The organism is Mycobacterium sp. SMC-19 (genome assembly GCF_045310815.1).
Classification (GTDB): domain Bacteria; phylum Actinomycetota; class Actinomycetes; order Mycobacteriales; family Mycobacteriaceae; genus Mycobacterium.
In genome coordinates, this window is record NZ_JBJIAM010000002.1 from 178,491 (window position 1) to 201,100 (window position 22,610).

Sequence of the window (22,610 nt, forward strand, 5' to 3'; positions counted from 1 at the left end):
GGTGAACGTTTCAACTCGCGCCCGCAGGGCTCGCCGGTGCGCCGGCGACGAGTTGTCGTTCGCCTCGGGCGCCCCAGCTTTATCAGACCGTTATTACAACTGTCCGCTAGAGTGACGCACGTCAAATATTGACGCAGACTTCGAATGCCCAACAGTTCACCGAGACGCTTGCAGGCCCCCCAGGAGGAACAATGTCGTTCGTAACCGCTCAGCCAGAGATTCTGACGGCGGCCGCCGGAAGCCTTTCCGGAATCGGCGACTCGATGACCGCCGGGGTTACCGCCGCTGCTATTCCCACCACGGGTGTGACCGCGCCTGCCGCCGACTTGGTGTCGGCGATGACTGCTGCCCAGTTCTCGGCCCACGGATCCCTGTTCCAGGAGGTCAGCGCGCAGGCGGCGGCGGTGCACCAGCAGATCGTGGCCACCTTGGGTGGCAACGCGAACGCTTACGCCTTCACCGAGGCTGTCAACGCCACGGCTGCTGGCTGAAGCGGGGCGCATCGATGAGCTTCAGCGTCTTTCCGCCCGAGATCAACTCCGGGCTTATCTATACCGGGCCCGGCTCGGGTCCGTTACTGGAAGCCGCGGCGGCGTGGTCCCAGCTTTCCAGCGAGTTGATGACGTCGGCGACCGCGACGCACTCGGTGATCGCCAACCTGGACTCGACCTGGACGGGAGCCGGCTCGGCTGCGGCGACGGCTTCGACCGCGCCGTATGTGGCCTGGCTGGAGCAGGCCTCGGCCACCGCCGCCACCAACGCTGCGCTGGCCACTCAGGCGGCCGGCCTGTTCGAGGCGGCGCGGGCCGCGTCGGTGCCCCCCGCGGTGATCGCGGCCAACCGGGCGATGCTGCTGGCACTGATCTCGACCAATTTCTTCGGTCAGAACACGCCGCTGATCCAGGCCACCGAGCACCAGTATGAAGTGATGTGGGCGACCGACGGCGCCGCGATGGACACTTACAGCGGGTCTGCGGAGGCCAATAACAACGCGCTGCAGCAGGTATCGAACCCACCGCAGTCCGCGAAGGCTTCGGCGACGCCGGGATCTGCCGAGGGCGGTCCCAACCCTGGCACCGGTACCGGCACCCCCACCACGCCCGGCTACGACTTCGCCACCGTCGGTGGGTTGCTCGACGCGATGGGTCTCCCGACGACGCTGCTCGGCGAGAAGGCCGCGGCCACCACGATCAACTCGGTGATGTCGCCCATCAGCTCGGCGAGTATGCCGATGATGATGTTGGTGAGGTTGCTGCCGATGCTGATGCAGTTCGCCCGAATGGGTGGTGCGGCCGGAGCGACGGGCGCGCTGGCCGGACAGACGGCCGCCGGGGGCGCCGGCACCCTGATGACCCAGATCGGCGACTTCGTCAACGACAAGCTCCAGGGCGCTGTCGGCGTGCTCGCCGGCCACTTCAGCTCGGCCACCAACGCCATCTCCGCCAAGCTCGGCCAAGCCGCCTCGATGGGCGCGCTGAAGGTGCCGGGAGCCTGGGCGTCGGCCGCCGACGGTATGGTCCGCGCCGCGCCGGTACTGCCTGCCACCACGGTCAGTGCCCCGATCCAGACCATGTCGGGAGGACTGCCGGGCGGCCCGTTCGGCCACGCCATGATGGGCGCGATGGCCGGCCGTGGAATGGGCGCGATCGCCGCCAAGGCCCCCAAGGTTATGCCCCGTTCGCCGGCTGGCGGGTAGCGGAAGGGGCCTGAACACACACGTGTCCGCCGGGTCGGCGCCCGGCTACCACAACGAATTGAAGAGCAAGAGGGAGAAGACCATGGCAACACGTTTTATGACTGATCCGGACGCGATGCGTTCGATGGCGGGCCGTTTTGATGTGCACGCGCAGACGGTGGAGGACGAGGCTCGTCGGATGTGGGCGTCCTCGACGAACATCTCCGGTGCGGGCTGGGGTGGTCTGGCGGAGCGGACCTCGATGGACACCATGGGTCAGATGCAGACCGCGTTTCGCAACATTGTGACCATGCTGCACGGTGTGCGTGATGGGCTGATTCGGGACGCGAACCACTACGAGCAGCAGGAAGCTGCGTCGCAGCAGATCCTGTCGGGCAGCTAGGCAGAGGGAGATACACGAACATGTCGATCAATTACCAGTTCGGTGATGTGGATGCCCACGGTGCGTTGATTCGTGCGCAGGCTGCTTCGTTGGAGGCTGAGCATCAGGCGATCGTTCACGATGTGCTGGCTGCCGGTGATTTTTGGGGTGGTGCTGGTTCGGTGGCGTGCCAGGAGTTTGTGGCGCAGTTGGGTCGCAACTTCGCGGTGATCTACGAGCAGGCCAACAGCCACGGTCAGAAGGTGCAGTCGGCCGGCAACAACATGGCCAACACCGACGCCTCGGTGGGCTCCAGCTGGGCCTGACCCAAGCCAATCTCAGTCAAGAAACCGGCGCAGCCTGCAGGCTGCGCCGGTTTCTTGCGTTCTACCGGGAGTGCGAACGGCGCTGGCGGGTGTCGGGCCGGTGTGCAGGGCGGCCTGGGCGTAACCGGAAGCGGCCGGGGCGAGTGTCCGCCCCGGCCGTCGCCGGCTTGGCTACCGCGTTGTGGTCAGCCCGTGATCGCTGCCGACGAGCATGCGCCCAGCACCGTGGTGGACAGGAACGTCGCGGCATTGGCCAGATAGTTGTCGTTCGGGTCGTAGGTCGGCAGCGCCAACACGAACGCCCGCCGGTACTGCGCGGACAGCTCCGCGAAGTCCTGCAGGGTGGGGTTGTTGCTGCGGCGACCCAGCTGCTGCATCTTGTTGGCCAGGCTGATCATGATGGGCCCGACGGCCAGGTTGACCGCCTTCTGCTGCGGGTTCCAGTAGGTCCCCGGGATGCTGGGGTCGATCCCGTGCCATTCGGCGGCGTCGACACCGAACTTATCCAGCGTGGCCTTCCAGTCCGCGCATACCGGATTAGATCCGGTCAAATAGCGCTGCGGGTTGGCGGGGTTGCCCGGCGAGGCCGTCTTGGTGGGTGAGGTCTGCGATTCGACGAGCGGCGCGCGGGTTGCTGCCGATCCGTTGTTGGCGGCCGCGCAGATCGCGGCCAGGGCCGAAGCGGCGCTGTGCGCGGTGCCGGCCAACGCGGCGTCCCGCTCGGTGTAGGTGGGAATGTGCTCGACGAAGGTCCGGGCATAGGCGATGAACTGCTCATAGAGCTCGCGCATCACCCGGTGTGGAGTCAGCTTCACTAGGCCGACGGTCTGGGCGGCGGCGTTGCGGACCACCTGGCCGGCGGCCAGGTACTGCTTCTTCTGCTCGTCACTCCACGCCGAAGCCGGAATCGACTGATCGCGCTCATTCCACTTGCCCTGGCCCAGCATCGACAACGTGCTGGACAAGTTGCCGCTGATCGATGTCCACGCGGTGCAACTGGGGTCATCCATGATGATCGAGACCGGACCGGTGTCGTCCGCGCTGGCGATGCCCGAGGTCGCCGCGCTGCGGCTGGAGGCCGAGCCGTCCAGCGAACCCTTGCCGGGGTCGCCGCCCAGCAGCACCACCGCTACCAACACCAGAGCGACCACGGCCAGCACGACTACCGCGGCCAACCCCCATTTGAGGTTCTTGTTCTGTTTGGGGGCAGCGGCTTCGTCGTAGTCCTCGTCTTCGTCCTCGTCGTCGTAGTCAAAGTCGAGGTCATCGGTGCCGTCAGTCACAGTGAGCCAGCTTAAAGCACCGACCGGCGCGGGGCAGTGTCACGAGGGGGCTCTAGACTTGGCGACGGTCGAACCGTTACCGAACAATCCGTCACCAAGGGGGTATTCGTGCTGCGCAGCCACGACGCCGGCTCACTGCGGGCCACCGACGCCGGGCGCAGTGTCACGCTTGCCGGTTGGGTGGCGCGCCGACGTGACCATGGCGGCGTCATCTTCATTGACCTGCGCGATGCTTCCGGGGTGGCGCAGGTGGTGTTCCGCGACCCCGCCGTGCTGGAACAGGCACACCGCTTGCGGGCCGAGTTCTGCGTCGCGGTCACCGGTGTCGTCGAGGTCCGCCCCGAGGGCAATGAGAATCCCGATCTGCCCACCGGGGCCATCGAGATCAACGCGACCGGACTGACGGTTCTCAACGAGTCTGCCGCCCTGCCGTTTCAGCTCGACGAGTCCGCCGGCGAGGAAGCCCGGCTCAAGCACCGTTACCTGGATCTGCGCCGGGAAGACGGACCCGGCGCGGCGTTGCGCCTTCGTTCGGCGGCCAACGCGGCAGCCCGTTCGGTGCTGGCCGAGCAGAAGTTCGTCGAGATAGAAACGCCCACGCTGACCCGCTCGACCCCGGAGGGCGCCCGCGACTTCCTGGTTCCGGCGCGGCTGCAGCCCGGCTCGTTCTACGCGCTGCCACAGAGCCCGCAGCTGTTCAAGCAGCTGCTGATGGTGGCCGGCATGGAGCGCTACTACCAGATCGCGCGCTGCTACCGCGACGAGGACTTCCGCGCTGATCGCCAGCCGGAGTTCACTCAGCTGGACCTGGAGATGAGCTTCGTCGACTCCGAAGATGTGATGGGCATCGCCGAACAGGTACTCAAGGCGCTGTGGGCCCTGATCGGCTACGACCTGCCGCTGCCGCTGCCCCGGATGACCTACGCCGACGCGATGCGCCGGTTCGGCTCCGACAAGCCCGATCTGCGATTCGGCCTGGAACTGGTGGAGTGCACTGAGTTCTTCTCTGACACCACCTTCCGGGTCTTCCAGGCCCCCTACGTGGGCGCTGTCGTCATGCCGGGCGGGGCGTCGCAGCCGCGTCGCACGCTGGACGGCTGGCAGGAGTGGGCCAAGCAGCGCGGGGCCAAGGGCCTGGCGTACGTGCTGGTGGGCGAGGATGGCGAGCTGTCCGGTCCGGTGGCCAAGAACCTGACCGACGCTGAGCGCGCCGGGCTGGCCGGGCACGTCGGAGCCGCCCCGGGGGATTGCATCTTCTTTGCGGCCGGGCCGGCCAAGGGATCCCGGGCATTGCTGGGGGCGGCTCGTGGTGAGATCGCCCGCCGCCTGGACCTGATCGACCCGGATGCCTGGGCGTTCACCTGGGTGGTCGACCCGCCGCTGTTCGAGCCCGCCGGCGACGCCACTGCCGCCGGTGACGTAGCGGTCGGTACCGGAGCCTGGACCGCGGTGCACCACGCCTTCACCTCGCCCAAGCCGGAGTACGCCGGCAGCGTGGAGACCGACCCCGGTGCGGTGCTCGCGGACGCCTACGACGTGGTGTGCAACGGCAACGAGATCGGCGGCGGTTCGATCCGTATCCACCGCCGCGACATTCAGCAGCAGGTCTTCCAGGTGATGGGGATCGACGAGGCGGCGGCGCAGGAGAAGTTCGGCTTCCTGCTTGACGCGTTCAGCTTCGGCGCACCACCGCACGGTGGGCTGGCGTTCGGCTGGGACCGGGTGGTGGCATTGCTGGCCGGGGTGGAGTCCATCCGCGAGGTCATCGCCTTCCCGAAGTCCGGCGGCGGCATCGACCCGCTGACCGACGCGCCGGCGCCGATCACCGCGGCGCAGCGCAAGGAAGCCGGGATCGACGCAGTGCCTCAGCAGCGCTGAGGCGGGCGCCTAGACAGCGGCGCGACTGTCGGCGAGGCTGACAGGCATGGATTCGGCTGAGTTCGCCCGATTGGTCGTTGCCAACATGCCCTTCGCGGCGGCGCTGGAGATCGAGATCGCTGAACTGTCACCGCAAGAGGTGCGCGCGACCATGGCATGGGCCCCGGAGCGCTGCACCACCGGCGGGATGTTGCACGGGGGAGCGCTGATGGCGTTCGCCGACACCGCCGGAGCGGTATGCGCGGTGGTCAATCTGCCGCAGGGTGCGAGCACCTCGACCATAGAGTCGAAGACCAACTTCTTCCGCGCGGTGCGCGATGGCGCGGTGACTGCGACCAGCATTCCGCTGCATGTAGGGCGGACGACGATCGTCGTGCAGACCGACTTGAGCGACGACAACGGCAAGCTGGTCGCCCGGGTCACCCAGACCCAGGCGGTGTTGTCGCCGAAGCCGCAGTAGGGCTCACCAGAACGGTTTGAGCAGCTGGCGCATGGCCGGCGGCACCCAGCCTTTCACCGACGACGGGAATACGCGTCCCGGTCCGCATTTCGGCCAGGCATACGGGCCCTGCTCATCGAGCACCCGAGTGGCGACGGCAATCTGTTCTTCCCGCGATGCCTTCGCCGGAGATCCCACACCGCCGAATGCGCGCCACGTCGATGGCTTGAACTGCAGGCCACCGTAGAAACCGTTGCCGGTATCGGCGGCCCAGTTGCCGCCCGATTCGCATTGTGCGACCGCATCCCAGCCCATCGCCATGTTGTCCGCATGGGCCACTCCTGCCGAGGACAGCAGCGTGCCCACAATCCCCCCGGTGATCAGCCCGGACGTGGCCCAAGTCAGTTGCCGCCGTCCAAGCTGCACGACACGCCGTGCCGTGTTCCGGTACATATCACAACCTCCGTGATAGGTGTCTATCAGTGAGGTTTCCGAGCATAACGCGATAAATGATGAAATTGCACATTTTGGTCACCTAAAGATGCAAATGAGTTTGCTGTTATAAATTGAGGCAAAAGTAAACAACAGTTGTTTGAGTTAACGAAGTTGTGATTGTTACATATGTTGCGAGAGATCTCTTAGAAATTAAGAGAATTTTGAGTTACCAATGTTTCTGAAGTGACTGTTGGGACTGCAGTGGTGGTTGGTACTCGCGGAGTGCGCGCCCTCTGCCGCGGCGCTAGCCGAGAAAAAATTGACGGAATCGCGCGCCCGGTTCCCCGGCGGCACGGCCGGACGCCCCTAGGCTGCCTCGGGTGGCCGACCGCTATGGAACCGACATCCTCGCCGAGAACCCGCACAGCGCCCGCAAAGTCCGCTCGGTCGAGGTGCCGGTGGAACGCGGCATGGTGGTCGAAGACGCCCAAACCGGCTATGTCGGTGCCGTCGTGCGGGTCGCCTACGGACGGATGGACCTTGAGGACCGGCACGGCCGCACCCGCGGATTCCCCGTCGGCCCCGGCTACCTGATCGACGGCAAACCGGTGATTCTGACCGAGCCGCGCCCGACCGCACCTACGGGCCCGGCCCGGACGGCGTCGGGTTCGGTGGCGGTGCGCGGCGCGCGCGCGAAGGTCGCGCTGGCCAGCCGGATCTACGTCGAGGGTCGCCACGACGCCGAACTCGTCGAGCAGGTCTGGGGCGAGGATCTGCGCATCGAAGGTGTGGTGGTCGAATACCTCGGCGGCATCGACGACCTGGCCGGCATCGTCGCCGAATTCCAGCCCGGGCCTGGCCGACGACTCGGGGTACTGGTCGACCACCTGGTGGACGGATCCAAGGAGACCCGCATCGCCGAGGCCGTGCGCCGCGGGCCAGGAGGTGCCCACACCCTGATCGTCGGGCATCCCTACGTCGACATCTGGCAGGCGGTGAAGCCGGGCCGGCTCGGCTTGCAGACGTGGCCGAAGATCCCGCGCAACGTGGAGTGGAAGCACGGGATCTGCGCCGCGCTGGGCTGGCCGCACGCCGGACAGGCCGACATCGCCGCCGCCTGGCAGCGCATCCGGGGCCGGGTGCGGGACTGGACCGACCTGGAACCGGAGCTGATCGGCCGGGTCGAGGAGTTGATCGACTTCGTGACGCAACCCGGCGGTTAGCGAGCGTCGACGCAGGAGAGGCGAAGCTGGACCGGCGTGGCAATTTGGCGGTTAGCAATCCGGTTGAATCGGGCCACCGTGGCCGCCTGAGCCGGTTGGATGGCAGGCATGAAAACAATTGCCGCCGTGGCGCATGCGCCCAACCAGCCCTTCGAGATCATGGAGCTGGACCTGGACGGGCCCGGTCCGGGCGAGGTGCTGATCAAGTTCACCGCGGCCGGACTGTGTCATTCGGACCTGCACCTGGCCGACGGTGACTGGCCGTCGCGGTTCCCGATCGTCGGCGGGCACGAGGGCTCCGGGATCATCGAGGACGTCGGCCCCGGGGTCACCAAGGTCAAGCCCGGGGATCACGTGGTGTGCTGCTTCATCCCCAGCTGCGGGTCCTGTCGCTACTGCTCGACCGGACGGCAGAACCTGTGCGACATGGGGGCCACCATCCTGGAGGGCTGTATGCCCGACGGCACGTTCCGATTCCACGCGGGCGGGACCGATTACGGCGGGTTCTGCATGCTGGGCACCTTCGCCGAGCGGGCGACGGTCTCGCAGCACTCGGTGGTCAAGGTCGATGATTGGCTGCCGTTGGAGACCGCGGTGCTGGCCGGCTGCGGGGTGCCCACCGGCTGGGCGACGGCCAACTATGACGGCGGGGTGCGTGCCGGGGACACCGTGGTCGTCTACGGCATCGGCGGCGTAGGCATCAATGCCGTGCAGGGCGCCGCGCATGCCGGCGCCAAGTACGTAGTGGCGGTCGATCCGGTGGAGTTCAAACGCGAGACCGCCTTGAAGCTGGGCGCCACGCACGCGTTCGCCACCGCGGATGAGGCGATGGCCAAGATCGCCGAGCTGACCTGGGGTCAGATGGCCGACCAGGCGCTGATCACCGTCGGCGACCTCGGTGAGGCCGTCACGACCGCCGCGATCAACACCGTCGGCAAGGGCGGCACCGTCGTGATCGCGGCGATGGCTCGGTTGGAGGACCTCGACGTGCAGGTGTCGGGCACCATGTTGGCGCTGTTCGGCAAGACGATCAAAGGGACGCTGTTCGGAGGGGCGAACCCGCAGTACGACATCGTGCGACTGCTGCGCCTCTACGACGCCGGCCAGCTCAAGCTCGACGAGCTGGTGACCCGGCGCTACACCCTGGAGCAGGTCAACGAGGGTTACCAGGATCTGCGTGACGGCAAGAACATCCGGGGGGTGATCGTGCACCGCTGACGTGGCGGCGCCGCCGGGGCGGGTGACAGCGGGCGGCGGGTGCGCGTGGTATGCCTGAAGTCGTGTCCGATGGACTGTTCGACCTCAGCGGTGCGCCGGCGCCCGAACCGAATGGGCCCGGCGCGGCCGCCACGCCGTTGGCGGTGCGGATGCGGCCCGCGTCCCTGGACGAGGTGGTCGGCCAGGATCACCTGCTGGGGCAGGGCTCTCCGCTGCGCCGGCTGGTCGACGGTTCCGGGGCGGCCTCGGTCATCCTCTACGGTCCGCCCGGCACCGGAAAGACCACGCTGGCCTCGCTGATCTCCGGCGCCACCGGCCGCCGGTTCGAGGCGCTCTCGGCGCTGAGTGCCGGGGTCAAAGAGGTGCGGGCCGTGATCGACACCGCGCGGCGCGCGGCCGCTTACGGCGAGCAGACCGTGTTGTTCATCGATGAGGTGCACCGGTTCTCCAAAACCCAGCAGGACGCGTTGCTGGCCGCGGTGGAAAACCGGGTGGTGCTGCTGGTGGCGGCCACCACCGAGAACCCGTCGTTCTCGGTGGTGGCGCCGCTGCTGAGCCGGTCGCTGATCCTGCAGCTGAGGCCGCTGGAGCCCGAGGACATCGCCAGAGTGGTGCGTCGCGCCATCGACGACGAACGCGGCCTGGCCGGACGTATCGAGGTGGCGCCCGACGCCGTCGACCTACTGGTCCGGCTGGCCGCCGGCGACGCCCGCCGGGCCTTGACCGCGCTGGAAGTGGCCGCTGAGGCGGGCAAGCGGGTAACCGTCGAGATCGTCGAGGGATCGCTGGATCAGGCCGCGGTGCGTTATGACCGGGACGGCGATCAGCACTACGACGTCATCAGTGCGTTCATCAAGTCGGTGCGCGGCTCCGACGTCGACGCCGCGCTGCACTACCTGGCGCGGATGCTGGTCGCGGGGGAGGACCCGCGGTTCATCGCCCGCCGGCTGATGATTCTGGCCAGCGAGGACATCGGGATGGGCGACCCGACCGCGCTGCAGACCGCGGTAGCCGCCGCGCAGACCGTCGCACTGATCGGCATGCCCGAGGCGCAACTGACCCTGGCCCACGCCACCGTGCACCTGGCGACCGCGCCGAAGTCCAACGCGGTGACCACCGCGTTGGGCGCGGCGATGGCCGACATCAGGGCAGGCAAAGCCGGGGCGGTTCCGGCGCACCTGCGCGACGGGCACTACGCCGGAGCGCAGTCACTGGGCAATGCGGTCGGCTATCGATACGCCCACGATCATCCGGACGGCGTTGTGCCGCAACAATATCCACCCGACGATCTGGTCGGGGTGGACTACTACCAGCCGACCGGCAGGGGAGCCGAACGCGAGATCGCCGGGCGGTTGGCGCGGTTGCGGGCGATCATCCGGCGCCGCTAGCTCACCAGGTGCCGGCGGCGAGGTCGGCGAACAGGTTGTTCAGCGTGTCCGGAAGTGCTTCCAGCGCCGTGGAGATGCCGGTCAGGCCGTCCTGGAATGCCGCGGTGAGCGCCGTCGAGTCACCCGAGATCAGGGCGTCGACAACGTGATCGACTGCCACCTGCGGAGGCAGCACCAGGTCGCGCCAGATCAGGAACGCATCGCCCAGCACGCCCGGATTCTCCGGGACCTCTTGCCCGGCCCAACTGAGCAGCGTCCAGCCGTCCTCGGGGTTGCCCGCGAGCTGGATCAGCCCGGCGTTCGGGACCAGCCCGGGCGATCCGCCGTTCTGTAACGACGAGATCAGCTCGTTGACCAGCGCCATCGGATCGGGGTTCTTCACGTTGAGCATGGTCCAGATCATCATCGACGCTTCGCTGGTGTAGCCCACGGCGGTGATGTTGCCGTCGTCGCCGACCACCGGATTGGCCAGCGCGCCGGCATACATCGCGTTGATGGCCTCGGTGTAGTTGTCGTTGACCACCACCCCGTTGTACTCGTCGGCGCCGGGAATCTGAAAGGCGTTGACCAGGCCCAACATCCACAGCACTACGGCCAGGTCGTAGTAGATGCCGCCGAGGCTCAGCACCGGTTGGTTGGCGAAGATCCCGCCGTCGACCTCGACCAGCCCGTTGAGGATCTGCGGGTCCATGCCCTGAAGCATGGCGAATGGCACCGCGGTGTCCTGGGCGTCGGTGTCCGGTCCGGAGAACAGTCCGGCGACGTGGCCGGGACCGCCGACCTGGCCGAAGATCAGGTTGGCGGTGTCGATCGCCTGCTGCTTGCCCAGATCGCTGATCCCCGCCCCGGGGAACTCCGGGGAGAACGGGATCCGTGAGTTGGCGGGCGCCATGTCCTCGGCGTGCCGGACGATGTCGATGACGATGTCTTGGGCGGTCAGCGCGATGTCTGCGACGACATGCGCCGGCAGCGGCGGCGGAGCGGCTATCGGCGTGATCAGGCTGGCGCCCAGCAGCGTGATCCCGGCGGTGGTGCAGCAGTAGGACTTGTTGACCATCTCAAGCCTCCAACATCGCTGTAAGCAGTGTCACGGAGTTCGCTCATGAAAAACCCAGGCGAGGGTAGCAATCCGGGTCGGCGACGATCGAGGCTTTCAGTGGCTGCGGCGGCTATTGCCAGCAAACGCGCAGAGTCAGCCCGCCGAGCCGGCCTGGCTCAGCCAATCGGCCAGCGAGCGTCCGGCGTCGAGGACGTGTTGCTCGGCGATGGCGCGCGACGCCTCCGCGTCCCCGGCGGCCAGCGCCGCGACCAGCTTGCGATGGTCTTCCAGTGAATGGTGCTCGTGTTCGGGGAACACCGTCAGGAAGTTCGTCGGTACCACCCGCGCCGCGTGCCGGATCTGGATGAGCAGCTGCGGCGAATGCGCGGCCCGATGAATCTCCTGGTGGAACTCCCAGTTGGCGTCGCCGATGGCGTCCGAGCCACGCAGCTCCTCGACTTCGGCGACCAGCGTGCGCAGACGCTCGACGTCGGCGGGGGTGATCCGCTCGGCGGCCCAGGCCGCGGCCTGGCCGGTCAGCACGCCCAGGATGGTGAAGCTGTCCAGCACGTCCTCGGGGCGGATGCCGATCACCGTGACGCCGCTGCGCGGCGCAACCTCCACTAGGCCCTCGTAGGACAACTCCAGCAGGGCCTCGCGGACGGGCGTGCGGCTGGTGGCGAATTCCGTGGTGATGGCGTCGAGGTCGAGGCGGGTTCCGGGCGCCAGTTCACCGGTGAGGATGCGATTGCGCAGCTCGCGGGCCGCGCGCTCGCGCACGGTGCCCCCGATGTCGACATTGTTGGCCGCCACAGGCCGAAGCGTACACGTTTTGAAATCCAATAGTTGATATCTGATATATCAGATGGTAGGTATGGGGCATGATGAAACGGACCGATCGGATGGCGCTGGTCGCCTTCATGCAAGCCGGCAACGCCTCGGTGTACGCCGGCTCGTGGCGCCATCCCGCCACCGAGCACGGCTACCTCGACGCCTCGTACTACGCCAAGATCGGTCGGCAGCTCGAAGAGGGCTGCTTCGACCTGATGTTCTTCGACGACCGACTCGCCATGCCGGGCATCTACGGCGGCTCGGTCGCCGACGCGGTCCGCTACGGCGCGCGGCCGGTGAAGCTGGATCTGTCCGTCGTGCTCGGCGTCCTCGCCCAGGCGACCTCGAAGATCGGCCTGGGCGCCACGTACTCCACCACCTATTACCCGCCGTTCCACGTGGCCCGCACGTTCGCCAGCCTCGACCACCTCTCGGGCGGCCGGGCGGCGTGGAACGTGGTGACCTCGGTCAATGACAGTGAGGCCCACAACTACGGCCTGGAAAGCCATCTGAGCCACGACGAACGCTACGACCGCGCCGACGAGTTCCTCGACGTCGTCGCCGGGCTCTGGGACACCTGGGAAGACGGCGCGATCGTGGCCGATCGCGGGGCCGGCATCTTCGCCGACCCGGCCAAGGTTCACGAGCTCAACCACATCGGTGAGTACTTCTCCTCGCGTGGCCCCTTGACCGTGCCGCGCACCCCGCAGGGCCGCCCGGTGATCCTGCAGGCCGGATCGTCAGGCCGGGGCCGTGATTTCGCGTCCCGCTGGGCGGATCTGATCTTCACCGGCGACCCGGGCATCGAGGTGGCGCGCAGTCACTACGCCGATCAGAAGGAACGGATCGGTGAGTCGGGGCGTGACCCGGCCACGGTGAAGCTCTGCCCGATGGCCTACGCGGTGGTCGGCGAGACCGAGGCGCAGGCCAAAGACCGCGAGCAGATCCTGCTCAACGACCTGGTGCACCCGATGGCGTCGCTCACGCTGCTTTCCGAGCTGATGAACTACGACTTCGCGCAGCACAACCTCGACGATCCGATCACCGACGAGTTGATCGCCTCGGTCTCGGGAATCCGCGGCCTGGTGCAGAATCTGCGCACCCACATCGGCGGTGACATCACACTGCGCGACCTGGCCGGGCATCGGGCCACGCTGCTGCAGGGACCGCGTTTCGTCGGTACCGGAGTCCAGGTCGCCGATCAGATGGAGGAGTGGTTCCACGGCGGAGCCTGTGACGGATTCGTCTTGGCCGCAACGCATTCGCCGGGATCCTACGAGGACGTGGTCCGGATGGTGGTTCCTGAGCTGCAGCGTCGTGGACTGTTCCGCACCCGCTATGAAGGCAATACCCTGCGCGAGCATTTGGGCCTGCCCCGGCCCGCAGCGGCCGCCGTACCGGCATGACGGGGGCGATGCTGCACGGCATCCGGGTGCTCGACCTGGCCAGCTTGGCGGCGGCGCCGCTGGTGGCCACCTACCTCGGTGAGTTCGGTGCCGATGTCATCAAGGTCGAGCAACCCGGCTCCGGGGACCCCATTCGCAGCTGGGGCAACCAGCGTGACGGGGTCGGGCTGATGTGGAAGTCGGTGTCGCGCAACAAGCGCTCGATCACCTGCAACCTGCGGGTGCCCGAAGGCCAGGAGTTGGTGCGCAAACTGGTGGCCGGCGCCGACGTGGTGATCGCGAACACCCGGCCACAGACCCTGCGCGGTTGGAGGTTGGACTACGAGGCGTTGCGGGCGGTCAACGACCGCATCGTGATGCTGCACATCACCGGGTTCGGGCTTTCGGGTCCGAAGAGTGAACGGCCTGGCTTCGGGACCCTCGGTGAGGCGATGAGTGGATTCGCCAACATCACCGGTGAAGCTGACGGGCCGCCCACTCTGCCGCCGTTCATGCTGGCCGACGGTGTCGCGTCGCTCAACGCCGCCTACGCGGTGATGATGGCGCTGTATCACCGTGACGTGCACGGCGGACCGGGGCAGCTGATCGACGTCAACCTCGTCGACCCGCTGGCCCGCCTGCTGGAGCAGACACTGCTCGGCTACGACCAACTCGGGCTGGTGCCGACCCGGGCCGGCAACCGTTGGGACATCTCGGCGCCGCGCAACACCTACCGCACGGCCGACGGCCGCTGGCTGGCCATGTCGGGCAGTTCACCGGCGTTGGCGCTGCGGGTGTTTCGGGCGATCGGGCGCACCGACCTGGTCGACGACACGGACTTCAGCGACCCGCAGCGCCGGCTGGCCCGTGCCCGAGAAGTCGACCAGGTGGTCGCCGATTGGGTGGCGACCAGGACCCTGGATGAGGCCATGGCGGTGTTCGACGCCGAACAGGTCGCGGCCGCCGCGGTGTACGACATCACCGACCTGGTCGCCGACGAGCAGCTGACGCACCGCGGGGTCTTCGTCCAGATCGATGACGACGAACTGGGCGCCATGACCGTCCAGGCTCCGGTGCCGCGCTTCTCCGACGCGACCGGACGCGTTGAACACCTGGGCCCGCGCCTGGGAGAGCACAACGCCGAGGTTTATCGCGAACTGCTCGACCTGACCTCATCCGACATCGACGACCTGCACGCCCGCGGCGTGTTGTGACCCCGAACCTCAAGGAGATCGCCCCATGCTTTTGCGCCGTTCCGAGTTGGCCGTACCTGCCGCCAACGACAACATGTTCGCCAAGGCGGCTGCCTCACAGGCCGACCTTGTCTTCCTCGACCTGGAGGATGCGACCGCGCCCGCCGAGAAAGTCGGCGCCCGCGCCAAGGTCATCACCGCGCTGAACGAACTGGACTGGGGGCGCACCGCGCGGGCCATCCGGATCAACGGACTGGACACCCAGTGGTGCCACGACGACATCATCGAGGTAGTCACCGCCGCGGGCCGCAACCTGGACACCATCGTGGTCCCCAAGGCCTGCACCGCCCGCGACGTCTGGTGGGTGGACCTGCTGCTCACCCAGCTGGAGGCCAAACTCGGTCTGAATCGCCAGATCCGCCTCGAGGTGCTCATCGAGGAGGTCGAGGGGTTGGCCAATGCCGAGGAGATCGCCAAGGCCAGCCCGCGGATCGACGCGCTGATCTTCGGGGTCGGCGACTTCTCGCTGTCGCAGGGGGCGCGGGTGGACACCAACTTCGTCCCGATCTGGGACTACCCGGGCGACTTCTGGCACTACGCCCGCAACAAGGTGATGGTCGCGGCTCGCATCGCCGGTATCGACGCCATCGACTCGCCCTACCCCGACTACGGCGACCTGGGCGGCTACGAGTCCGAGGCCCGCAGGTCTTCGCTGTACGGCTTCACCGGCAAGTGGGCGATCCATCCCACCCAGATACCGGTCGCCAACAGGGTGTTCTCGCCGACCGCCCAGGAGGTCGCACTTGCCGAACGCAACATGGCCGCCTACCGCGACGGGGAGGCGAAGGGGCTAGGGGCAGTCGGGGTCGACGGCGTGCTGGTCGACGCCGCGCACGTGAAGATGGCGCAGCGCACCCTGGCGCGGGTGGCGATGATCAACTGGAAGTGCTGATCGGGTAGCTCCTACCCTGGAACTCGTGAACACCCAAGTGCTCGACATCGACACCGCCCGGCGTCGCACCGTCGACCTCACCGATCAGGTGCGGTCGTTCTGCGCCGGCCACGGTGACGGGCTGTGCAACGTCTTCGTACCGCATGCGACAGCTGGGGTCGCGATCATCGAGACCGGCGCCGGATCCGACTCCGACCTGGTCGACACGCTGGAGCGGCTGCTGCCGCGCGATGACCGATACCGGCACGCGCACGGATCGCCGGGACACGGCGCCGATCACGTGCTGCCGGCGATCGTCGCACCGTCGATCACGGTTCCGGTGGCCGACGGTGAACCGCTACTGGGCATCTGGCAGTCGGTGGTCCTGGTCGACCTGAACCGCGACAACCCTCGCCGAAGTGTGCGATTGAGCTTTGTCGGCGGCGGCGCCACCTGAGGATCCTTGCCTGCTGAGAACACGATCGGCAGCCCGGTACTGTAGTGCCGTCTAAATGGGCGAGACGGCGGGAAGCGATAGATAGTGCAGACACACGAGATCAGGAAACGCTTCCTCGATCACTTCGTGAAAGCGGGCCACACCGAGGTGCCGAGCGCTTCGGTGATCCTGGATGACCCCAACTTGTTGTTCATCAACGCCGGCATGGTGCAGTTCGTGCCGTTCTTCCTGGGCCAGCGCACCCCGCCGTATGCCACCGCCACCAGCATCCAGAAGTGCATCCGGACCCCGGATATCGACGAGGTGGGCATCACCACCCGGCACAACACCTTCTTCCAGATGGCCGGCAACTTCTCGTTCGGCGACTACTTCAAGCGCGGGGCGATCGAGCTGGCCTGGACGTTGCTGACGGGCAGCGTCTCCGACGGCGGTTACGGACTGGACCCCGAACGGATATGGGCCACGGTCTATCTCGACGACGACGAGGCCATCGCGCTGTGGCAGGAGATCGCCGGAATGCCGCTCGAGCGGATTCAGCGCCGCGGTATGGCCGACAACTACTGGTCGATGGGCATCCCCGGGCCGTGTGGTCCGTCATCGGAGATCTACTACGACCGCGGCCCGGAGTTCGGTGTCGACGGCGGCCCGGTCGCCAACGAGGATCGCTACATCGAGATCTGGAACCTCGTGTTCATGCAGAACGAGCGCGGCGAGGGCACCTCCAAGGAGGACTTCGAGATCCTCGGGCCGCTGCCGCGGCAGAACATCGACACCGGGATGGGCATCGAGCGGGTCGCGTTCCTGCTCCAGGGCGTGCACAACGTCTACGAGACCGACCTGGTTCGCCCGGTCATCGATCTGGTAGCCACCCGCGCGCCGCGTGGCTATAACACCGGCAACGACGCCGACGACGTGCGTTACCGGATCATCGCCGACCACTCCCGCACCGCGGCCATCCTGATCGGCGACGGGGTGAGCCCCGGCAACGACGGCCGCGGCTACGTGCTGCGCCGGCTGCTGCGCCGGGTGATCCGCTCGGCCAAGCTGTTGGGCATCGACGACGCAATCGTCGGTGATCTGATGGCGACGGTGCGCGACGCGATGGGCCCGTCGTATCCGGAACTGGTCACCGACTTCGACCGGATCAACCGGATCGCGGTCGCCGAGGAGACCGCGTTCAACCGCACCCTGGCCTCAGGCTCGAAGCTGTTCGAGGACGCCGCGGCGGCCACTCGGTCCGCCGGGGTCACGGTGCTGTCGGGCAGCGACGCCTTCGCCTTGCACGACACCTACGGTTTCCCGATCGAACTCACCCTGGAAATGGCCTCTGAGGCCGGCCTGCAGGTCGACGAGGCCGGGTTCCGCAGCTTGATGGCCGAGCAGCGCCAGCGCGCCAAAGCCGACGCCGCCGCGCGCAAGCACGCCCACGCCGACCTGAGCGCCTACCGGGAACTGATCGACGCCGGCCCCACCGAGTTCACCGGCTTCAACGAGCTCACCACCGAAGCGCGCATCCTGGGCATCTTCGTCGACGGCAAGCGTGTACCGGTGGTGTCGCACGAGGACCAGAAGGGCATGGCCGCGGACAACGTCGAGCTGGTGCTGGACCGCACGCCGCTCTACGCCGAGGCCGGCGGGCAGATCGCCGACGCCGGCACCATCAGCGCCGGAACGGCCCGAGCGGCCGTCACCGACGTGCAGAAGATCGCCCAGACGCTGTTCGTGCACCGGGTCAACGTCACCTCCGGTGAATTCGTAGAAGGTGACACCGTCACCGCGGCGGTGGACCAGGCCTGGCGAAAGGGCGCCACGCAGGGCCACTCGGGTACACATATGGTGCACGCCGCGCTGCGACAAGTATTGGGCCCCAACGCCGTTCAGGCAGGATCGCTGAACCGGCCGGGCTATCTGCGATTCGACTTCAACTGGCAGGGCGCGCTCACCGACGACCAGCGTCAGCAAGTCGAGGAAGTCACCAACGAGGCGGTCCAGGCCGACTTCGAGGTGCACACCTTCACCGAAGACCTGGAGAAGGCCAAGAGTATGGGCGCCATGGCGATGTTCGGTGAGAAGTATCCCGAGAAGGTGCGAGTCGTCGAGATCGGCGGGCCGTTCTCACTGGAACTGTGTGGCGGCACCCATGTGCACAATTCGGCGCAGATCGGTCCGGTCACCATCCTGGGTGAATCGTCGGTGGGCTCCGGGGTGCGCCGCGTCGAGGCCTACGTCGGGCTGGAGTCGTTCCGGCATCTGGCCAAGGAGCGGGCGCTGATGGCCGGGCTGGCCTCCTCGCTCAAGGTGCCGTCGGAGGAGGTGCCGGCCCGGGTGGCAAACCTGGTCGAGCGTCTCAAGGCCGCCGAGAAGGAACTTGACCGCGCCCGGCTGGCAAATGCCCGCGCCGCTGCGTCGAATGCCGCCGCCAGCGCCGAACAAATCGGTAACGTGCGCCTGGTGGCGCAGCGGATGACGGGTGGGATCGGCGGTGGCGACCTGCGTTCGCTGGTCGGCGACATCCGCGGCAAGCTGGGCGAGGAGCCCGCAGTGGTGGCGTTGATCGCCGACGGTTCGGATTCGCAAGGCAGCGTTCCGTATGTCGTCGCCGCCAACGCTGCCGCACAAGAGCTCGGGTTGCGCGCTGACGACCTGGTCAAAGACCTGGCGGCGGCGGTATCAGGCCGCGGCGGCGGCAAAGCCGACCTGGCACAGGGCTCCGGAAAGGACTCCACCGGGATCGATGCCGCGCTGGCGGCGGTCCGCGCGGCGGTCGCCCGGAGCACGCCGGCGTGACCTCACCCCACCATCGCACCCCGGACCGGCCCGGCGGGCCGGACGATCCCGGCCGCGGACGACGGCTCGGGGTGGATGTGGGCAGTGTGCGTATCGGGGTGTCGTGCAGCGACCCCGACGGACTGTTGGCGACGCCGGTGGAAACCGTGCGCCGACACGCATCCGGTTCGCACCTGCGTCGGCTGGCCGACCTGGCCGACGAATACGACGTCGTCGAAGTGGTGGTGGGGTTGCCCCGCACCCTGGCCGACCGAGCTGGCTCGGCCGCCGAGGACGCCATCGCGGTGGCAGACGACCTGGTCCGGGTCCTGGCCGGGCGCCGTCGGCTCGCCCCGGTGCGGCTGGCCGACGAACGCCTGAGCACCGTCAGCGCGGCCCGGTCACTGCATGAGGCCGGGGTGCGCTCCAAACATCAGCGTTCGGTGATCGACCAGGCCGCCGCGGTGACGATCCTGCAGAGCTGGCTCGACCAGCGCCGGGCCCTGTGCTCACCGGCCCCGGCTGCGCCGACGGAGGACAACGGTGTCTGATCAACGACCCGGGACGGCTCACGACAAGCCCGGGAACAAGGCCCAACCGGTAGCGGTCGGACCCCCGAGGCGCCGGATGAGCCGCACCGAGCGGGCCCGTGAGAACCGCCGGCGGCGCCAGCACAACCGGCACCGCCGGCTGGCCCGCGGACTTGGTGTCGCCCTGGTCGTCCTGGTCGGAATCGCCGGCGTTTTCCTGGCCTCCAAGCTCTGGCACTCCAGCGGTCCCGTCGTCGACTTCACCGGCGAGGGCGGCCAGCAGGTACTGATCGAGGTGCACGAGGGCGACTTCACCACCGCGATCGCGGAAACGATGCTCGATGCCGGGGTGATCGCCAACGTCGGAACGTTCCTCACTGCCGCGCAGGGCAACGCCGCCATCGCGGCGATCCAGCCTGGCTTCTACCGGCTGCGGGCGGAGATCCCGGCCGCCACAGCGGTACAGCAGCTCACCGACCCGAAGAATCGGGTGGGCAAGCTGGTGATTCCGGAGGGTCGTCAGCTCGACGACACCACCGACATGAAGACCGACCGGGTGACCCCGGGGGTGTTCACCCTGATCGCCGAGGCCAGCTGCCTGGACCTCAACGACGATCATCACTGTCTCAAGGCCCAGGACCTGCGTCGCGCTGCGGAGACCGAGACACCGCAGTCGCTGTCCGTGCCGGAGTGGGCGCTCGGTCCGGTCAGCAAGATGGGCCGCGATCACCGCCGCATCGAGGGCCTGATCACGGCGGGCACCTGGAACGTCGACCCGACCGCGCCGGCACCGACCGTGCTGGCGAAACTGATCAGCCAGAGCAGTGCGGAGCTGGATAGGTCCGGCCTTTCCGGCACCGCCGAGCAGTTGGGCATGACTCCCTACGAGATGCTGGTGGTGGCATCGCTGGTGCAACGCGAAGCCCTGCCGCACGACTTCGCCAAAGTCGCCAGGGTGATCGACAACCGGCTGGGGGAGCCGCAGCGGCTGGAGTTCGACTCGACGGTCAACTATCCGCTGGACCGCCAGGAGGTGGCTACCACCGACGCCGATCGGGCCAAGGTGACGCCGTGGAACACCTACGCCTCCGATGGTCTGCCCGCCACCCCGATCTGCTCACCGGGAGTGGACGCGCTGCATGCCGCCGAGCATCCCGAGCCCGGCGACTGGCTGTACTTCGTGACGATCGACAAGGACGGCACCACTCTGTTCACCCACAACTATCAGCAGCATCTGAACAACATCGAGATGGCGCTGGACAACGGTGTCCTCGACAGCTCCCGCTGACCTCGGGCCACGCCGGGCCGCGGTGCTGGGTTCGCCGATCGCCCACTCGCGGTCACCTCAGCTGCATCTGGCGGCCTACCGGGCGCTCGGCCTGCAGGGCTGGACCTATGAGCGCATTGAGTGCGGGGCCGAGGAGTTGCCGGCGCTGGTTGCCGGCTTCGGACCGGAATGGGTCGGCGTCTCGGTCACCATGCCGGGCAAATTCGCGGCCCTGGCGTTTGCCGACGAACGCACCCGGCGCGCCGAGCGCATCGGCTCGGCGAACACGCTGGTTCGCACGGCAACCGGATGGTTGGCCGACAACACCGACGCCGACGGGGTGAGTGGGGCGCTCGCTTCGGCCGGTCCGGTGTCGGGCGCAGCGATCGTGCTGGGCTCTGGCGGCACCGCCCCGGCCGCGGTGGTGGCACTGGCCGAACTGGGTGCCGACCACATCACGGTGGCCGCCCGCAACGCCGACAACGCCGCCAGGGTGGTGGCCTTGGCCACCGAAGCCGGTGTGTCGGCTCGCGTCTGCGCACTCGATGGCCCCGACCTGGCCGCGGCGGCCACCGATGCCTCGGTGCTGGTCAGCACACTTCCGGCCGACGTCGCCGCCCGGTGTGCGCCGGTCCTGGCCGGGGTGCCGGTGCTGCTGGACGCCATCTACGACCCGTGGCCGACGCCGCTGGCAGCGGCGGTGGCGACCGCCGGCGGCACCGTGATCAGCGGCCTGCAGATGCTGTTGCACCAGGCGTTCACTCAGGTCGAGCTGTTCACCGGTCGGCCCGCGCCCCGCGCGGAGATGACTTGCGCGGTGGCCGACCTCGCCTGAGCATGGCGCCATGGACGGGATGGAGGCGGTGGGGGCGGCTTCAGTGCTGGTGTGGCTGACCCTGCTGAGTGGCTACGACATCCGGCAGCGGCGGCTGCCGAATTGGTTGACGCTGCCCGCGGCGGTGCTGGTGCCGGCGGTGGCGGCCGCGGTCGGCAGAGGGCCCGCGGCGCTGGTCGGCGCGGCGGCTCTGACCGGGGTCTACCTGGTCGTCCACCTGATCGCCCCGGCAGGATTGGGTGCCGGCGACGTCAAGCTGGCCGTCGCGCTCGGCGCGCTGACCGGCTCCTTCGGTGCCGACGTGTGGCTGCTGGCCGCGGTGTCCGCGCCCCTGCTGACCGCGCTGTGCGGGCTGGGCGTGGCCATGGCGGGCCGCGGGCGGACGGTGCCGCACGGACCGTCGATGTGCCTGGCCAGCGCGGCGGCAGCGGCACTGGGGATGGCCTGAACCGGGTGTGTGCCGACGGCCATTCGCGGGATAAAGCTCAGGGAACGCAAATTAACGTCGACTGTGACCTTGCCAGGAAACGTTTGCCGCTCAGCCCATTATTAGGTAGCATCGACCGTATTGAACTGCTGCTGACCGGTGCGTAGCCAGAGGGGGTGACCGTGAAGCGAGCTGTAGTTGGGGGCGTGGCAGCTGCTGTGGTTGCCGTCGGTGGGGGCATCGTTCTTGCCAGCAACATGGCATCACCGTCGCTGCCTGACGTGCAGGTTCCGGCGATTCAGCTGTCCAGCGCCGAAGGAAACGACGCCACCGTGCAGTGGCTGGACCTGTTTGCGCAGACCTCAGCCGCTAACGCGGACTCCTTCGGCGGCTACCTGCTGGACCCGAGTTCCGCTGTCCCGCCGGGTGAATCGCCGTTAGTGCTGATCGACCCGGAGACCTCCGCGGAGGACTTCGACCAGATCCTCGACGGGGTGGTCGGCAATGCGGGTAGTCAGCTCAACGCGGTGACCTCACCCAGCAACGGCCCCGACGCCGTCACCTACCTGATCCTCAAAAACGGTTCCTGAACCCGGCTAACGGGTCGCGAACCGGATCGAATCCCGGTTGTCGCTGCGCTGAGCAGCGTGTGTGGGCAACCGTAAACTCCTCCAAGCCCGGGCGGGCCTGACCGGCATGGGA

The 22,610-nt window shown here is 67.8% G+C and carries 23 protein-coding genes; 19 read left to right on the plus strand and 4 right to left on the minus strand.

Annotation, left to right across the window (positions count from 1 at the left end):
- Positions 1–191 precede the first annotated feature (191 nt).
- From ACJH5R_RS04980 to ACJH5R_RS04995, 4 genes are all read left to right on the plus strand, one after another.
- The gene (locus ACJH5R_RS04980) at positions 192–491 is read left to right on the plus strand and encodes a PE family protein (protein ID WP_406759260.1); all 300 of its coding nucleotides are present in this window, start codon (positions 192–194) and stop codon (positions 489–491) included.
- Positions 492–505: 14 nt separating this feature from the next.
- A complete protein-coding gene (locus ACJH5R_RS04985) occupies positions 506–1,696 on the plus strand; it encodes a PPE family protein (protein ID WP_406759261.1) in 1,191 nt (396 codons plus the stop codon).
- Positions 1,697–1,778: 82 nt separating this feature from the next.
- A complete protein-coding gene (locus tag ACJH5R_RS04990) occupies positions 1,779–2,078 on the plus strand; it encodes a WXG100 family type VII secretion target (RefSeq protein WP_406757185.1) in 300 nt (99 codons plus the stop codon).
- Positions 2,079–2,098: 20 nt separating this feature from the next.
- Complete coding sequence (locus tag ACJH5R_RS04995) at positions 2,099–2,383, plus strand: WXG100 family type VII secretion target (RefSeq protein ID WP_047317298.1); 285 nt, start codon at positions 2,099–2,101, stop codon at positions 2,381–2,383.
- Positions 2,384–2,568: 185 nt separating this feature from the next.
- On the opposite strand, the gene ACJH5R_RS05000 is transcribed toward ACJH5R_RS04995, so the two are convergent.
- Complete coding sequence (locus ACJH5R_RS05000; RefSeq protein WP_406759262.1) at positions 2,569–3,666, minus strand: hypothetical protein; 1,098 nt, start codon at positions 3,664–3,666, stop codon at positions 2,569–2,571.
- Positions 3,667–3,774: 108 nt separating this feature from the next.
- On the opposite strand from ACJH5R_RS05000, the gene aspS reads away from it, so the two are divergent.
- Both aspS and ACJH5R_RS05010 read left to right on the plus strand, forming a co-directional pair.
- A complete protein-coding gene (gene aspS / locus ACJH5R_RS05005) occupies positions 3,775–5,544 on the plus strand; it encodes an aspartate--tRNA ligase (RefSeq protein ID WP_406759263.1) in 1,770 nt (589 codons plus the stop codon).
- A gap of 46 nt (positions 5,545–5,590) precedes the next feature.
- Entirely contained in the window at positions 5,591–6,004 is a 414-nt protein-coding gene (locus ACJH5R_RS05010; RefSeq protein ID WP_406759264.1) for a PaaI family thioesterase, read from the plus strand.
- A gap of 3 nt (positions 6,005–6,007) precedes the next feature.
- Here ACJH5R_RS05010 and ACJH5R_RS05015 read toward each other — a convergent pair whose 3' ends face one another.
- The gene (locus tag ACJH5R_RS05015; protein ID WP_406759265.1) at positions 6,008–6,436 is read right to left on the minus strand and encodes a transglycosylase family protein; all 429 of its coding nucleotides are present in this window, start codon (positions 6,434–6,436) and stop codon (positions 6,008–6,010) included.
- A 362-nt stretch (positions 6,437–6,798) separates the two neighbouring features.
- On the opposite strand from ACJH5R_RS05015, the gene ACJH5R_RS05020 reads away from it, so the two are divergent.
- From ACJH5R_RS05020 to ACJH5R_RS05030, 3 genes are all read left to right on the plus strand, one after another.
- A complete protein-coding gene (locus tag ACJH5R_RS05020; protein WP_406759266.1) occupies positions 6,799–7,641 on the plus strand; it encodes a DUF3097 domain-containing protein in 843 nt (280 codons plus the stop codon).
- A 108-nt stretch (positions 7,642–7,749) separates the two neighbouring features.
- Positions 7,750–8,859 (plus strand): NDMA-dependent alcohol dehydrogenase, encoded by a 1,110-nt coding sequence (locus tag ACJH5R_RS05025; RefSeq protein ID WP_406759267.1) that lies wholly within the window; start codon positions 7,750–7,752, stop codon positions 8,857–8,859.
- 50 nt (positions 8,860–8,909) lie between these two features.
- Positions 8,910–10,247: a replication-associated recombination protein A gene (locus ACJH5R_RS05030; protein ID WP_406759268.1), complete on the plus strand. Its 1,338-nt coding sequence runs from the start codon at positions 8,910–8,912 to the stop codon at positions 10,245–10,247.
- Between the two features lies 1 nt (position 10,248).
- Here ACJH5R_RS05030 and ACJH5R_RS05035 read toward each other — a convergent pair whose 3' ends face one another.
- Positions 10,249–11,304 (minus strand): histidine phosphatase family protein, encoded by a 1,056-nt coding sequence (locus ACJH5R_RS05035; RefSeq protein WP_406781416.1) that lies wholly within the window; start codon positions 11,302–11,304, stop codon positions 10,249–10,251.
- Between the two features lie 135 nt (positions 11,305–11,439).
- Entirely contained in the window at positions 11,440–12,099 is a 660-nt protein-coding gene (locus tag ACJH5R_RS05040; RefSeq protein WP_406759270.1) for a GntR family transcriptional regulator, read from the minus strand.
- A 68-nt stretch (positions 12,100–12,167) separates the two neighbouring features.
- On the opposite strand from ACJH5R_RS05040, the gene ACJH5R_RS05045 reads away from it, so the two are divergent.
- The 10 genes from ACJH5R_RS05045 (at position 12,168) to ACJH5R_RS05090 (ending at position 22,498) form a co-directional block, all read left to right on the plus strand.
- Positions 12,168–13,523, plus strand: coding sequence for an LLM class flavin-dependent oxidoreductase (locus ACJH5R_RS05045; RefSeq protein ID WP_406759271.1), 1,356 nt, complete (start codon positions 12,168–12,170; stop codon positions 13,521–13,523).
- A gap of 8 nt (positions 13,524–13,531) precedes the next feature.
- Entirely contained in the window at positions 13,532–14,716 is a 1,185-nt protein-coding gene (locus ACJH5R_RS05050; RefSeq protein ID WP_406759375.1) for a CaiB/BaiF CoA transferase family protein, read from the plus strand.
- A gap of 25 nt (positions 14,717–14,741) precedes the next feature.
- Positions 14,742–15,647 carry an HpcH/HpaI aldolase/citrate lyase family protein gene (locus ACJH5R_RS05055; RefSeq protein WP_406781417.1) on the plus strand — a complete coding sequence of 302 codons (906 nt, stop codon included), beginning with the start codon at positions 14,742–14,744 and terminating at the stop codon, positions 15,645–15,647.
- A gap of 37 nt (positions 15,648–15,684) precedes the next feature.
- Entirely contained in the window at positions 15,685–16,083 is a 399-nt protein-coding gene (locus ACJH5R_RS05060) for a secondary thiamine-phosphate synthase enzyme YjbQ (protein ID WP_406759376.1), read from the plus strand.
- A gap of 84 nt (positions 16,084–16,167) precedes the next feature.
- A complete protein-coding gene (alaS, locus tag ACJH5R_RS05065; protein WP_406759273.1) occupies positions 16,168–18,870 on the plus strand; it encodes an alanine--tRNA ligase in 2,703 nt (900 codons plus the stop codon).
- Entirely contained in the window at positions 18,867–19,400 is a 534-nt protein-coding gene (gene ruvX, locus ACJH5R_RS05070; protein WP_406759274.1) for a Holliday junction resolvase RuvX, read from the plus strand. The genes alaS and ruvX overlap by 4 nt, the downstream gene beginning before the upstream one ends.
- 76 nt (positions 19,401–19,476) lie before the next feature.
- Positions 19,477–20,667: an endolytic transglycosylase MltG gene (gene mltG, locus ACJH5R_RS05075; protein ID WP_406759275.1), complete on the plus strand. Its 1,191-nt coding sequence runs from the start codon at positions 19,477–19,479 to the stop codon at positions 20,665–20,667.
- The gene (locus ACJH5R_RS05080; protein ID WP_406759276.1) at positions 20,645–21,481 is read left to right on the plus strand and encodes a shikimate dehydrogenase; all 837 of its coding nucleotides are present in this window, start codon (positions 20,645–20,647) and stop codon (positions 21,479–21,481) included. Before mltG ends, ACJH5R_RS05080 begins: the two co-directional genes overlap by 23 nt.
- 19 nt (positions 21,482–21,500) lie before the next feature.
- Positions 21,501–21,929: a prepilin peptidase gene (locus ACJH5R_RS05085; protein ID WP_406759377.1), complete on the plus strand. Its 429-nt coding sequence runs from the start codon at positions 21,501–21,503 to the stop codon at positions 21,927–21,929.
- 185 nt (positions 21,930–22,114) lie between these two features.
- Entirely contained in the window at positions 22,115–22,498 is a 384-nt protein-coding gene (locus tag ACJH5R_RS05090) for a hypothetical protein (RefSeq protein ID WP_406759277.1), read from the plus strand.
- Positions 22,499–22,610: the final 112 nt, after the last annotated feature.

Coding starts and splice junctions, on each gene's coding strand:
- ACJH5R_RS04990 (WP_406757185.1), top strand. CDS start 1,779: ATGGCAACACGTTTTATGACTGATCCGGACGCGATGCGTTCGATGGCG.
- ACJH5R_RS05050 (WP_406759375.1), top strand. CDS start 13,532: ATGCTGCACGGCATCCGGGTGCTCGACCTGGCCAGCTTGGCGGCGGCG.
- ACJH5R_RS05085 (WP_406759377.1), top strand. CDS start 21,501: ATGGAGGCGGTGGGGGCGGCTTCAGTGCTGGTGTGGCTGACCCTGCTG.
- ACJH5R_RS05025 (WP_406759267.1), top strand. CDS start 7,750: ATGAAAACAATTGCCGCCGTGGCGCATGCGCCCAACCAGCCCTTCGAG.
- mltG (WP_406759275.1), top strand. CDS start 19,477: ATGAGCCGCACCGAGCGGGCCCGTGAGAACCGCCGGCGGCGCCAGCAC.
- ACJH5R_RS05015 (WP_406759265.1), bottom strand. CDS start 6,436: ATGTACCGGAACACGGCACGGCGTGTCGTGCAGCTTGGACGGCGGCAA.
- ACJH5R_RS05055 (WP_406781417.1), top strand. CDS start 14,742: ATGCTTTTGCGCCGTTCCGAGTTGGCCGTACCTGCCGCCAACGACAAC.
- ACJH5R_RS04980 (WP_406759260.1), top strand. CDS start 192: ATGTCGTTCGTAACCGCTCAGCCAGAGATTCTGACGGCGGCCGCCGGA.
- ACJH5R_RS04985 (WP_406759261.1), top strand. CDS start 506: ATGAGCTTCAGCGTCTTTCCGCCCGAGATCAACTCCGGGCTTATCTAT.
- ACJH5R_RS05030 (WP_406759268.1), top strand. CDS start 8,910: ATGCCTGAAGTCGTGTCCGATGGACTGTTCGACCTCAGCGGTGCGCCG.
- ACJH5R_RS05035 (WP_406781416.1), bottom strand. CDS start 11,304: ATGGTCAACAAGTCCTACTGCTGCACCACCGCCGGGATCACGCTGCTG.
- ACJH5R_RS05045 (WP_406759271.1), top strand. CDS start 12,168: ATGATGAAACGGACCGATCGGATGGCGCTGGTCGCCTTCATGCAAGCC.
- ACJH5R_RS04995 (WP_047317298.1), top strand. CDS start 2,099: ATGTCGATCAATTACCAGTTCGGTGATGTGGATGCCCACGGTGCGTTG.
- ACJH5R_RS05010 (WP_406759264.1), top strand. CDS start 5,591: ATGGATTCGGCTGAGTTCGCCCGATTGGTCGTTGCCAACATGCCCTTC.